The sequence below is a fragment of the Rhodopseudomonas sp. NSM genome, from assembly GCF_052445935.1.
Taxonomy (GTDB): Bacteria; Pseudomonadota; Alphaproteobacteria; order Rhizobiales; family Xanthobacteraceae; genus Rhodopseudomonas.
Genome location: NZ_JBQTCH010000003.1, coordinates 192,561 through 205,008, shown reverse-complemented (window position 1 = coordinate 205,008; position 12,448 = coordinate 192,561). Strand labels below are relative to the sequence as shown.

Genomic DNA, 12,448 nt, shown 5'->3' with positions numbered 1-12,448 from the left:
CGATGCGAACCGCTATCGGCTTCACACCGCAACACGATCGGGACGTCTCAGCGACGCCCGGCGGAGCATCCTGAACACAGCCGGCAGTATCGCCGCGAGACCCGGGATGATGCAAGCGATCTGAGGTGTGGCCCATGCGCCTCAACCGAAACGTTCGGCCGCGAACGGCGCCGGGTCCGCGAACGGCTCCTCCCCGGTCATCATCTCGGCCAACAGCCGCCCGGTGACCGGGCCCAGCGTCAGGCCGTGATGCTGATGGCCGAAATCGAACCACAGCCCGGGGTGACGCTGTGCCCGGCCGATCACCGGCAGCATGTCCGGCAGGCACGGCCGCGCGCCCATCCAGGGCTGCTGCTCGATCGCATCGCCGAGCGGAAACAGATCACGCGCCATCGCGCGGGTCCGGTCGATCTGCACATACGACGGCGGCGCGTCGCGGCGGGCGAACTCGGCACCGGTGGTGAGCCGGATGCCGCGATTCATCGGCGCCAGCAAGTAACCGCGATCGGCATCGAGGACCGGATGCTGTAGCACCGCGTTGCCGCGCGCCGCGAAGTGCTGGTGATAGCCGCGCTTGACGCCGAGCGGGATGCGATAGCCGAGCGGCCTGAACACCAGATCCGACCACGGCCCCAGCGCCACCACCACTTCGCGCGCGGTGATCGGACCATCGTCTGTGGTGATCCGCCAGCCGCCGCCTTGCTGCTGCAGCGTGCGCGCATCGCCGCGGGCGAACCGGCCTCCCTTGCGCGTGAACAACGCCGCATAGGCCTTCACCAGCGCGCCGGGATCGGGCACGAAGCCGGGCTCCAGCCAATGGATCGCGCCGGCGAATTTGCCCATCAGGTTCGGTTCGCGTGCCGCGATCGAGGCGTCGTCGAGCACATCGGCGGTGACGCCGAACTGCTTCACCCGGTCGAGCTCGGCCACGCTGTTGCCGAACGAGGCCTCGGAGCGAAACAGCTTGATCCAGCCGGTCTTGCGCAACAGCTCGGGCACGCCGGCCTCGGCGATCAGGGCTTCATGCTCGGCGAGGCTCCGCCGGATCAGCGGCAACGCCGCGCGCGCGGTGCGCGCCGCGCCTTCCGGCGACGAGGCCTGAAAATAGCGCAGCAGCCAGGGCAGGAACTCAGGCAGGCCGGACAACTGGTAGTGCACGTCCGCCGAGCCGTTGAAGGCGTAGCGCAGCAGATGCGGCAGATCCCGCGGGAACATATAGGGGAGAATCGAGGCGACCTCGATCAGCCCGGCATTGCCGTAGCTGGTCTCGTCACCCGCCGCGGCGTTGCGATCGACCAGCACGACGTCGCGGCCACGTCGCTGCAAATGCAGCGCGGCGCCGGCGCCCACGATGCCGGCGCCGAGCACCAGCACATCCGTCTCGTCCTGCTTCATGGACCATCAGGTAAGGGTCGCGCGGCGATTCCGCAAACCGGCTGCCGCGATCGACGCACGCGCGCAACGCAACGCCACGAAAAAAGGCGGACCGTTGCCGGTCCGCCTTGCTTCAACGCGCATCGAGACGCAGCAGGTTCAGGTCGGCTTCAGCGACGGCGAGGCCTGCTCCATCTCGTAATCCTCGATCTGCTTGGCGCGCTCGGATTCCGACGCCGCGCGGTGATCGGTGCCGATCGCGACGTAGACGGCCGGCAGCACGAACAGCGTGAACAGCGTGCCGATCAGCATGCCGGACACCACCACAAGGCCGATCGAGAACCGGCTCGCGGCGCCGGCGCCCGACGCGCTCAGCAGCGGCAGCAGGCCGGTGACCATCGCGGCGGTGGTCATCAGGATCGGCCGCAGCCGGACGCGCGCCGCCATCTCCATCGCCGAGCGCTTGTCGAGCCCTTCCTTGAGCTGCAGCTCGCGGGCGAACTCGACCATCAGGATGCCGTGCTTGCTGATCAGGCCGACCAGCGTCAACAGCCCGACCTGGGTGTAGATGTTGATCGTCGCCACGCCGAAGAACAGCGGGATCAACGCGCCCGAGATCGCCATCGGCACCGAAATCATGATCACCAGCGGATCGCGCAGGCTTTCGAACTGCGCGGCCAGCACCAGGAAGATGATGATCAGCGCGAAGCCGAAGGTGATGGCGAGCTGATTGCCCTCCTTCACGTATTGCCGCGCGTCGGCGAGATAGTCGTGGTTGAAGCCGGAGGGCAGGTTCTTCGCCTGCTGCTCGAGGAAGTCCACCGCCTGCCCCACCGTGACGCCCGGCATCGGCACCGCCTGGAAGGTGGCGGAGTTGAGCTGGTTGAAATGCGTCAGCGCGTTCGGGTCGGTCGCGGTTTCGATCGACACCAGCGTCGACAGCGGCACCTGCTGCCCGGTGGCGCTCGGCACATAATAGCCGTCGAGCGAATCCGGCGACAGCCGATCCGCGCGCGGCACCTGCGGGATCACCTGATACGACCGGCCTTCCAGATTGAAGCGGTTGGTGTAGTTGCCGCCGAGCAGCGTCGCCAGCGTGCCGCCGATCTGCGACATGGTGATACCGAGATCGTTGGCCTTGTTGCGGTCGATCTTCACCCGCACCACCGGCTGGTTGAAGTCGAGATCGCTGTCGGCGACGATGAACAGGCCGCTCTTGCGCGCGGCGTCCTTGAGCTTGACCATCTCCTCGTAGACCGCGCGGAAGCCGGTTGTGGAGTTGATCACCATCTGGATCGGCAGGCCGCCCGGGCCGCCGGGCAGCGGCGGCAGGTTGAAGGCGAAGGCGTTGACGCCCTCGATCTTGCTGAGCTCGTTCTGCACCAGCGGCTTGAGCTTGATCGACGAACGCTCGCGCTCGTCCCACGGCTTCAGCAGCATGCCGGCGATGCCGTTGTTCGGGCCCGACGTGCCGTTCAGGATGAAGCGCAAATCGGTCTCCGGGAAACTCGCGAACGCCTTGTCGAGCTTCTCTCCGTAGTAGTTGGAGTAGTCGATATTGGCGTATTTCGGCCCCTTGGTGACCGCGAACACGATGCCCTGGTCCTCCTCGGGCGCGAGCTCCTTGGCCGTATTCATGTACATGAAGCCGACCAGGCCGAGGATCACCAGCGCGAACATCCCGGTGATCGGCCGGTAGTCCAGCGAGCGATCGAGCTGGCGTCCGTACCAGCGCGTGGTGGCGCCGAACACGTTGTCGACCTTGCGGGCGAACCAGCCCTGGCTCTCCTGATGCTTCAGCAGCACCGAGCACATCATCGGCGACAGCGTCAGCGCGATGATGCCGGACACGATCACCGCGCCCGCGAGCGTGAAGGCGAATTCGCGGAACAGCGCGCCGGTGAGGCCGCCGAGGAAGCCGATCGGCGCGTACACCGCGGCCAGCGTGATGGTCATCGAGATCACCGGCCCGACGATCTCGCGGGCCCCGATCAGCGAGGCCTGGACCGGACTCTTGCCCTCCTCGAGATGTCGATGAATGTTCTCGACCACGACGATGGCATCGTCGACCACGAGGCCGATCGCCAGCACCATCGCCAGCAGCGTCAGCAGATTGATGCTGAAGCCCATCGCCAGCATCGCCGTGCAGACGCCGATCAGCGACAGCGGAATCGTCACCACCGGGATGATCACCGATCGGAACGAGGCGAGGAACAGGAAGATCACCACGATGACGATGCCAACCGCCTCGATCAGCGTCATCTCGACCTCGTCGATCGACGAGCGGATGAACTTGGTCGAATCATAGGCGACCTTCATCTTCAGCGACGGCGGCAGATTGCGCTCGATATCCGGGAACAGCGCGCGCACCCCGGAGACGATGTTGAGCGGGTTGCCCTGCGGCGTCGCCTGCACGCCGATGAAGATCGCGCGCTCGCCGGAGAACGCCACGCTGGAATCGGTACTCTGCGCGGCGAGTTCGACCGTGGCGACGTCCTGCAACCTGATGAAGCCGCCGTCCTTGGCCTTCACCGTCATCTGCTTGAACTGGTCGACGTTCTGCAGGTCGGCGTTGGTACTGACGTTGGAGACCGTGAAATAGCCCTTGGTCTGACCCGCGGCCGCCTGGAAGTTGTTGGCGCGGATCGCTGCGGCGACGTCGTCGGGAGACACCCCGCGCCCGGCCATCCGTATCGGATCGAGCCAGATCCGCATCGCGAAGGTCTGGCCGCCGAGGATGTCGGCGGAGGCGACGCCGTCGACGGTGGACAGCACCGGCTGCACCACGCGTGTCAGATAGTCCGAGATCGCCGAGCCGGAGAGCTCGTTGCTGGAGAAGCCGATATACATCACCGCCGTGGTCTCGCCGGTCGATTTGACGATGACCGGGTCGTTGGCTTCGCGCGGGATCAGATATTTGACCGAATTGACCTTCGCCAGGACCTCGGTGAGCGCCTGGTTCGGATCGAAATTGAGCTTGACGTAGACCGTGATCAGGCTCTGGCCCTGGGTCGAGGACGAGGTGATGTAGTCGATACCCTCGGCCGAGGCGACGGCCTGCTCGAGCGGGGTGGTGATGAAGCCCTGCATCAGGTCCGGCGACGCACCGGGATATACCGTGGTGACGGTGATCACGGTGTTCGACAGCTTGGGATACTGCCGGATCGGTAGCGTCGTCGCGGCCCTGAAGCCGATCAGCAGGATCAGCAGGCTGACCACCAGCGACAGCACCGGCCGCTTGATGAAGATATCGGTGAGGGCACCCATAATGCGGTCGCTCCGTGACGCCGGCGTCTCGCGCATCTGGCGCGCGAGGCGGCGAATTGTTCAGTTGCTACCGGACGGCGACGATCGCCGGCCGGACAGGTTCGATGTCGGCGGGACGCGCCGATGCGCTGTCCCGCGCCTCGCTCAGTAGCGCGGCGGCGTGGCCGGAATCGGCGGCGGCGGATCCTTGGAGATCGCCACCGCAGCGCCCGACTGCAGCTTGAGCTGGCCGACCGCGACGACCCGGTCGCCGGCTTTGAGACCGGTCTGGATCACGGCGCGGCCGTGGACACGCTCGCCGACGCGCACGAAGGTCCGCACCGCGGTCAGGCCGGTCTTGCCGTCGTCGGCCTTCTCTTCCTTGATCAGGAACACGGAGTCGCCGTACAGCGTGTAGTCGACGGCGGTTTCCGGCACGGTGATCACCGCCGGCTTGTCCGGCAGCACCACCGTAGTGGTCGCGAACATGCCCGGTTTCAGGATGTGCTCGGGATTGTCCAGCGTGCCCTGCACCCGGATGTTGCGGGTCTCGGCGCTGATCTGCGGCTCGATCGTGGTGATCTTGCCTTCGAACACGCGGCCCGGATAGGCGTCGACCGTGACGCGCACCGCTTGCCCGACCTTCAACGTGCCGCTGTCCTTCTCGGTCACGGTGAAGTTGGTGTAGAGCCGCGACAGGTCGGTCAGCGTCACGATCTGGGTGCCGGCCGTGAGATATTGACCGACCTCGACGCGGCGGACGCCGAGCACGCCGTCGAACGGCGCGCGGACCAGCTTCTGCGAAATCACCGCTTCGGTCCGCGCGATGCCGGCATTGGCCTGGTCGAACGACGCCTGGGCCTGGTCGACGGTCGCCTGCGGTCCGAACTGCCGCGCGGCGAGTTGCTTGGCGCGGTCGAGCGACAGCTCGGCGACCTTGACCTGCGCCTTGTAATTGGCGAGGTCGGCCTGCTCCGGCGCGTCGTAGAGCTGCAGCAATTTGGCGCCCGCTTTGACCTCCGAACCCGGCGTGAACAGAATATCGGTGATGCGTCCGTTGACGTCGGAGGTGACGTTGACCTGATGCACGGCGGCGAGATCGCCGACCGCGGTCAGCAGGTTCGGCACCACCTCCGACTTCGCCTCGGCGATCGAGACGTTGATCGGCGGCGGTTTGTTGTTGGCGAAGAACTGCGCGATCATGTGGCTGCGGAAGGCGTTGAAGCCGACCAGCCCGCCGACCAGAATCGCCAGCAGCAACCCGATGATGATGAACCATCGGATCATCCGCACCGGACGGGGGCGCGGCTTTTCAGGGGCCGACCGCGCAGCGGGCGGGGTTTCTGTCGCAAGCGTCATTTATGCACTCTCTGTCGTTTCCGCGCTCGTCTGCTCGGGCGATAGCTCGCGATCCAGATGGGCGGCAATTACGTCGTCGTTCAGTCCAATCCCACGCAAGATGTATTCACAGGTCTGCCTCTCGAGAGCGGCGGCCTCGCCGTAAGCGAGGCATGGCACCGCCGGCAGTCGCCCGAGCGCCATCATCACCAAGGTATGATACGCGAACCAGAACAGGTTCATCGGCTCCTGCCCGATCCGCGTCGCCTCTCCCGCCGCTACCGCCCGATCGAGCGAAGCGGCGAATTTCGGTCCGATCAGCCCGGAGATCTTCTCGAACACCAGCCTGGCGAACTCGCCGTCGTCGAGCTGGCTCGTGACCAGAAGCCGTAGACGCTGCGCCTCCTCGCCGTCCGGCTGATCCGAAACATGCAAGAAATGCGCGACCATATTGCGAACGACGACGACCAGCGCTTCGGTCGACGGCGGCAGGTCGAGCAGGTGGACCAGCGCGGGGTCGGCCTCGCACTCTTCCGCCAGAATCTCGGCATACAGCGCTGATTTGCTCGGAAAATGCTTGAACAGCAACCCTTCCGAGATCGACGCCGCCGTGGCGACGCTCTTGGTCGTGGTCCCCGCAAAGCCGTTTCGCGCAAAGCATCGCTTTGCTGCGCCAAGAATCAATTCCCGCCGCAAATCACGCGTCATTCGCAATGAGTTCATTTTCGTGAGTAGGCACTCACCTGCCGGATTGTCAATTGGGTTCGCTGCAACGCACAGAATCGTGAGTGTGGAAATCGCCTAAGATGCCCGTCTTTCAGGCCCGGTCGGGATTTGCCCGGGTCGGCCATTCCGGCCGGCGGTATCCCTCGAAGCCTCGTGCCCGCCGCCTCGGCCAGCCGATATACGCTTCGCCGGGAAACGCTCTATAAACAAGAAAAACGGGAATGACATGGAAATGCCCTCACGCGAACTGGCGGCGGAGTTCGAGCTCGAACGGCTGACGCCGGAGTTCTACGACAATCCCTACCCCACCTACCGCGCCCTGCAGGCACATCAGCCGGTCAAGCGGCTGCGCAATGGCGGGTACATCCTGACGCGCTATGACGATCTGGTGACGGTCTACAAGAACACCACGCTGTTCAGCTCCGACAAGAAGCGCGAATTCGCGCCGAAATACGGCGACTCGCTGCTGTTCGAGCACCACACCACCAGCCTCGTGTTCAACGACCCGCCGGCGCATACGCGGGTCCGGCGGCTGATCACGGGCGCGCTGTCGCCGCGCGCGATCGCCGGCATGCAGCCGGATCTGATCGCGCTGGTCGACCGCCTGCTCGACGCGATGGCCGCCAAAGCCGGCGTCGATCTGATCGAGGATTTCGCCGCCGCGATCCCGATCGAGGTGATCGGCAATCTGCTCGGCGTTCCGCACGACGAGCGCGGCCCGCTGCGCGACTGGTCCCTGGCGATTCTCGGCGCGCTGGAGCCGGTGATCGGACCCGAGACGTTTTCGCGCGGTAATGATGCGGTTCGCGACTTCCTCGCTTATCTCGAAACCCTGATCGCGCGGCGCCGCGCCGAACCCGGCGATCCGGAGCATGATGTCCTGACCCGGCTGATCCAGGGCGACGACGGCACCGGCGAGAAACTGTCGGCCAAGGAGCTGCTGCACAACTGCATCTTCCTGCTCAACGCCGGACACGAGACCACCACCAATCTGATCGGCAACGGGCTGGTGGCGCTCGCTGACAACCCTGCGGAGAAGCAGCGGCTGATCGGCCAGCCCGGCCTCGCCCGCACCGCGGTCGAGGAGATCCTGCGCTACGAGAGCTCGAACCAGCTCGGCAACCGCATCACCACCGCCGATGTCGAAATTGGCGGCGTGGCGATGCCGGCCAACACCTCGCTGACGCTGTGCATCGGCGCCGCCAACCGCGACCCGGCACAGTTTCCCGATCCCGACCGGTTCGATGTCGGACGAACGCCGAACCGGCACCTCGCTTTTGCCACGGGGCCGCATCAATGCGCCGGCATGGCGCTGGCGCGACTCGAAGGCGTCATCGCGCTGACGCGATTCCTGGCGCGCTTCCCGAACTACATGCTCGACGGCACGCCGTCGCGCGGCGGACGGGTCCGGTTTCGCGGCTATCTGCGCGTGCCCTGCCGGCTCGACGGCTGACGGGCGCGCGCGCTGCACGCCCTGACGCCGGCTCGCGACGAAGAACGCGCGGCGCAGCGGCAATCTGCAGAACGCGTCGCCGATCCGATCAGAATCTCGACGGATCGTCAGTTCGCCTTGACGACCGCCGGAGGTTTCCAGGAGCCATCGATGATGGAAGGCGACGTTTCCTTCGGCCAGTACATCCGCATCATCGGCAGGAAGTCGCCCTTCGGGGCCGGCAGCCAGTTGGCTTCCTTGTCCGCTCCGGGTGACTCGTGCTGGAAGTAGAGCGTCAGCGATCCGTCCGCATTGGGACTCGGATTGTCGCGCGGGCTGACCGTGAATTTGTCGAGTGCGTTGGGCACGAACCACCAGCCTCCGTCGACCATGTACATTGTGATCGACCAGAAGCCGTTGACCGGCGGCGCCGCGTCCTTGGCGAAGGTCAATGTGTATTTGTTCGCGCCGCTCAGCTTCTGTCCGGTCGAGTCGACTTCCGTATAGGGATAGATCGCATCACGTTCCTGATTGGCCGGCCAACCGAACGCCGCGACCGTGGCGCGTTTGAGATAGTCCGCCGGACCGTAGGTCCCGAGCCCTTTCGAAATCACCCAGCCGTTGACGACTTCGCCCATACGGTCCTTGTTGGCCTCGATCGTCTTCAAGGCGGTCTGCGGGATGTCCTTGATCGCCGCCTGCACGGCCGGGTCGAGCTTCGCCATCTCGAACGGCTGGCCGGGAACGATACCCAGCTTCGCCATTTGCGCGATGATCGGAGCGTCGCCGGATGCCGGCGGGGCAGCTTCGCCCATCAGCTTCGCCATCAGGTTGAAGTAGCCCTCCGTCCCCATCGCAAGGATGACGGCCTGCGGCTTGTCGGTCATGCTGAACCCGGGATTTGGGTTCACCGGGGGTGCCACGGGCGTATAGGGCTTGCCCCAGGCGGAGAGCGGCGTGATCCTGTACTGTGCCTGCAGCGCGTTGACGGTCTTGTAGTCCGCCTCCGTTCCATCGGCGTAGGTGCGGCCAAGGATGACCATGTAACGCGTCGCCACCGGAAAACGCGTCATGCCCGGCGGCACTTCGCCTTTCCAGCCCGGGCCGGTGAACAGATAGTCGGCGGCCTTTCCATCGGCCGTCCGCTTGCTCGGCGACGATTCGGAGTCCGACATCCACAGATCGGTGACCTCGAACAAATAGAAGCGGCTGCCCATATCCGGATGGCTGAACACCTGCGGTTCGCTGAGATCGAGCCACGTCACCGAATACAGTGTGTCGGCATTCGGCGCGGAGACGCCGCGATAATCGGCGGGAGGATAGCGAGGCACGTTGACGAACTGCCCGGTCGGGCTGTTGAAGCCCTCCACTTTGGCGACGTTGCTCATCTGAACACGAGTGACCTCGGTGGTGATGAGCGAATAGCCATAGACGTAAGCGTCGGTCGCGATCTGCCGGGCTTCGGCGGGCGCTATCGACTGCGCCTTCGCCGGCAGTGCCATCGCAACGCAAGCCGCCACACCGCCGGCCAGCGCGAGAAATCTCCTGGACAAACTCATATCAACACCTTCCACGCCAAAATCAAAAACAGGAAATGCAGAAGTATCAGATCGGATAGTCCTCGGCGGTGCGCATCTTGCGGACTCGACCCCGAGATGTCTGTTGCAAATTGTTCAGTCGCGATCGGTTTATCGATTGTGCGACGCGGGGCGCCCTGCGGCAGCCGACCGGCTGGCCCGCCATCTTGAGCAAGACCGTCCTTGACCGAGATCATGTCGTCGCCCGACAGGGTCAGGCGAGATTACTTCGGCGGCTGGACCAGCAGCGTGGGAATCCGGCAGGTGCCGCTGCGCACCGTGACGACACGCGTGCCCGGGCGGCGGCCGGCGCGCGGCTCGGTCACGGTGAGGCCGGCGTCGATCAGGCGCGCGCGGGCGGCGTCGAGATCGTCGACGCGCCAGCTGATGCCCCACAATTTGTCGTGCTCGGCATCGGAGCCGGCGACGGGCCGGTGCACGACTTCGACATTCACGTCCCCGCAGCGGAAGAACATCAGCCGGCGCAATTCCTGCCGCGTCCGGTCGAGCGCCATGTCGAGCCCGAGCCTCGACCCGTACAGCGCCGCCGCGCGCTCGGGGTCGGAGGTCGAGACGACGAGATGGTCGAGGCCGTTGACAGGCGCCGGCCCGGACGCTTCGGAGCGCGGGCGCTCGGCATCGAGTTCGAGGAAGAACAACCGCACGCCGCGGGTCAGGCTGGTGGCGGCGCGGGTGCGCTTCCACCTCAGGGTCGCGCCGGTCTGCGTATCGCGCCCCTCGACCGAGGCGACCGGATCCGGCTGCATCGCGAGACGATCGAGCCGGCGGTGCATCCGGCCGATATCGGAGACGCGAAAGCAGAGGCTCGCCAGCCCTTCACCCTGCAGCTTGATGACAGTGCGGATGCGATCGGCATTGCCGCCGGAGCCGGCCGGAGCCATCAGCTCGAGCGACATGTTGTCCAGCGTGAACAGGACGTTTTCCGAGCCGTCGCCGGCGCCGTGCCAGGCGGGCGCCCGCGCCAGCAGGGTCTGATACGTCGCGATCGCCGCCGGCAGATCACCGACCAGAACGACCAGGTGATCGATGCCGGTGATCGCCGAACGTTCCTCCAGCGCTGCATGGGTCATGATCGGCGTTGCCTCGGCGCTGTGTTCTTTGACGTTCATGGAAACGACCCTCGACCGATCATATGTTCAAAAACGCGATCGAAAACCTGGTATTGCCGCGGGGCAATCCCGGTTTCTGCCCGAAAGCCCAATGCAGATTCTGCGGCCGTTCGGCATGGCCGGCGCAACGCACGCCCGTCCTCCCTGCGGCGCTCTGACCGGAACAAGGCAGAGCGCCCCTTATTGTGACCGGATTTTTGGCGAAAAGCCTGTCCAACCCCCTCCATTGTTGCGGATTATTTTAGCGAATGCCCTGCGATAAGCAGTGCTATTGTATCCAGCCGGGTCAGGCTCGCAGTACAGGACGCTCATGCACGCACTCTTTATCGGACAGACCTATATCGACGTCACCTTCATCACCGACCACATGCCGACCGGCGACGAGAAACACGTGGCGTCCGACTACGCGGTGTCGTTCGGCGGCAACGCGGTGACCGCGGCGTTCTGCTGCGCCAAGCTCGGAATCGTGCCCGACCTGATCGCCACCATCGCCAACGACTGGCTCGGGCGGATGTTTCAGGACATGAGCGCGAAATACGGCATCGAGATCCATCCCCGCAAGGTCGCCTCCTCGTCGCTGTCCTTCATCATGCCGAAGGACGGCAAGCGCGCGATCGTGCGCTGCCGCGACGACGAGCACATCCATCCGTTTCCGCTGCTCAACCTCGGCAATTGCCGCGCGCTGCATGTCGACGGCCATCAGCCCGACGCGGCGATCCACTATGCCAGGCTGTGCCGCGAGAGCGGCATCCTGACCTCGCTCGACGGCGGCGGCCTGCGCACCAACACCCATGAGCTGCTGGAATTCATCGACGTCGCGATCGTCGCCGAGCGGCTGTGCGAGCAGATGGACATGACGCCGGAGAAGATGCTCGACTACCTCAAGTCGCGCGGCTGCCGGGTCGGCGGCGTCACGCAAGGCGAGCGCGGCCTGATCTGGTACGACGAGACCGGCACGGTGCGCACCCTGCCGGCGCTGTCGATCCCGCGCGACCGCGTGCTCGACACCAACGGCGCCGGCGACGTGTTTCACGGCGCCTATGTGTTCTCGTATCTCAACAGCCCGGAGAAGAGCTGGCAGCAGCACTTCGAATTCGCCCGCGCCGCCTCCACCTACAAGATCCAGCGGCTCGGCAACGAGGCCGGCCTGCCGACCATCGCCGACATCGAAGCGGTGCAGCGGGAATTCGGGGTGACGGCGTGACCTAGAGTAGAGCGTTTCATCGATTGATCGAAGCGAATTGGCCCTTGCCAGATGCACTGCCCCTCATCCTGAGAGCCTGACTGGAAATGCAGGTAGCGAAATCAACGCCCTATCCCCGTCATTGCGAGCGAAGCGAAGCAATCCAGCGCCGAGTATGGGGCTTCTGGATTGCTTCGTCGCTTCGCTCCTCGCAATGACGAACTTTAGTGCCTGATCTTGTTGCTTTCATTTTGAGTCAGGCTCTGAGGAGCCGGGCGAAGCCGGGCGTCTCGAAGGATGGGGCGACGCATGATGGCCGGCGGCGCATGGTTCGAGACTGCGCTTCGCGCCTCCTCATCATGAGGCGATGCCTGCGGCGAGTATCCCTGAACGCCAATGCTGATTCCATCGGAGACAGAACGGCTCTAGCCGGGGCCGGCGC

General features: G+C 65.1%; 9 protein-coding genes. 2 read left to right on the top strand and 7 right to left on the bottom strand.

All coding sequences use genetic code 11. From position 1 onward, the window contains the following. Positions 1-141: 141 nt before the first annotated feature. From ACTZWT_RS09375 to ACTZWT_RS09360, 4 genes are all read right to left on the bottom strand, one after another. Entirely contained in the window at positions 142-1,395 is a 1,254-nt protein-coding gene (locus ACTZWT_RS09375) for an NAD(P)/FAD-dependent oxidoreductase (protein WP_444769406.1), read from the bottom strand. A gap of 138 nt (positions 1,396-1,533) precedes the next feature. Beyond that, a complete protein-coding gene (locus tag ACTZWT_RS09370; RefSeq protein WP_444769405.1) occupies positions 1,534-4,641 on the bottom strand; it encodes a MexW/MexI family multidrug efflux RND transporter permease subunit in 3,108 nt (1,035 codons plus the stop codon). A gap of 144 nt (positions 4,642-4,785) precedes the next feature. After that, complete coding sequence (locus tag ACTZWT_RS09365) at positions 4,786-5,979, bottom strand: efflux RND transporter periplasmic adaptor subunit (protein ID WP_444769404.1); 1,194 nt, start codon at positions 5,977-5,979, stop codon at positions 4,786-4,788. After that, complete coding sequence (locus ACTZWT_RS09360; RefSeq protein WP_444769403.1) at positions 5,980-6,681, bottom strand: TetR/AcrR family transcriptional regulator; 702 nt, start codon at positions 6,679-6,681, stop codon at positions 5,980-5,982. Positions 6,682-6,910: 229 nt separating this feature from the next. Here ACTZWT_RS09360 and ACTZWT_RS09355 point away from each other — a divergent pair, with 229 nt between their 5' ends. Further along, on the top strand, positions 6,911-8,137 hold the full coding sequence (locus tag ACTZWT_RS09355) for a cytochrome P450 (protein ID WP_444769402.1): 1,227 nt from the start codon (positions 6,911-6,913) through the stop codon (positions 8,135-8,137). A 107-nt stretch (positions 8,138-8,244) separates the two neighbouring features. On the opposite strand, the gene ACTZWT_RS09350 is transcribed toward ACTZWT_RS09355, so the two are convergent. Genes ACTZWT_RS09350 through ACTZWT_RS09340 form a run of 3 tightly spaced genes read right to left on the bottom strand, consistent with a single transcriptional unit; the run spans position 8,245 to position 10,784 of the window. Continuing rightward, positions 8,245-9,675: a DUF1254 domain-containing protein gene (locus ACTZWT_RS09350; RefSeq protein WP_444769401.1), complete on the bottom strand. Its 1,431-nt coding sequence runs from the start codon at positions 9,673-9,675 to the stop codon at positions 8,245-8,247. After that, positions 9,672-9,890 (bottom strand): hypothetical protein, encoded by a 219-nt coding sequence (locus ACTZWT_RS09345; protein WP_444769400.1) that lies wholly within the window; start codon positions 9,888-9,890, stop codon positions 9,672-9,674. Before ACTZWT_RS09345 ends, ACTZWT_RS09350 begins: the two co-directional genes overlap by 4 nt. Before the next feature lie 27 nt (positions 9,891-9,917). Continuing rightward, positions 9,918-10,784, bottom strand: a complete 867-nt coding sequence (locus ACTZWT_RS09340) for a VOC family protein (RefSeq protein ID WP_444769885.1) — start codon at positions 10,782-10,784, stop codon at positions 9,918-9,920. Positions 10,785-11,133: 349 nt separating this feature from the next. On the opposite strand from ACTZWT_RS09340, the gene ACTZWT_RS09335 reads away from it, so the two are divergent. Then, a complete protein-coding gene (locus tag ACTZWT_RS09335) occupies positions 11,134-12,027 on the top strand; it encodes a sugar kinase (protein ID WP_444769399.1) in 894 nt (297 codons plus the stop codon). Positions 12,028-12,448 lie beyond the last annotated feature (421 nt).

Excerpts from the sequence above, each read along its gene's own strand:
- ACTZWT_RS09375 (WP_444769406.1), bottom strand. The coding sequence starts at position 1,395 with ATGAAGCAGGACGAGACGGATGTGCTGGTGCTCGGCGCCGGCATCGTG.
- ACTZWT_RS09370 (WP_444769405.1), bottom strand. The coding sequence starts at position 4,641 with ATGGGTGCCCTCACCGATATCTTCATCAAGCGGCCGGTGCTGTCGCTG.
- ACTZWT_RS09365 (WP_444769404.1), bottom strand. The coding sequence starts at position 5,979 with ATGACGCTTGCGACAGAAACCCCGCCCGCTGCGCGGTCGGCCCCTGAA.
- ACTZWT_RS09360 (WP_444769403.1), bottom strand. The coding sequence starts at position 6,681 with ATGAACTCATTGCGAATGACGCGTGATTTGCGGCGGGAATTGATTCTT.
- ACTZWT_RS09355 (WP_444769402.1), top strand. The coding sequence starts at position 6,911 with ATGGAAATGCCCTCACGCGAACTGGCGGCGGAGTTCGAGCTCGAACGG.
- ACTZWT_RS09350 (WP_444769401.1), bottom strand. The coding sequence starts at position 9,675 with ATGAGTTTGTCCAGGAGATTTCTCGCGCTGGCCGGCGGTGTGGCGGCT.
- ACTZWT_RS09345 (WP_444769400.1), bottom strand. The coding sequence starts at position 9,890 with ATGATCTCGGTCAAGGACGGTCTTGCTCAAGATGGCGGGCCAGCCGGT.
- ACTZWT_RS09340 (WP_444769885.1), bottom strand. The coding sequence starts at position 10,784 with ATGACCCATGCAGCGCTGGAGGAACGTTCGGCGATCACCGGCATCGAT.
- ACTZWT_RS09335 (WP_444769399.1), top strand. The coding sequence starts at position 11,134 with ATGCACGCACTCTTTATCGGACAGACCTATATCGACGTCACCTTCATC.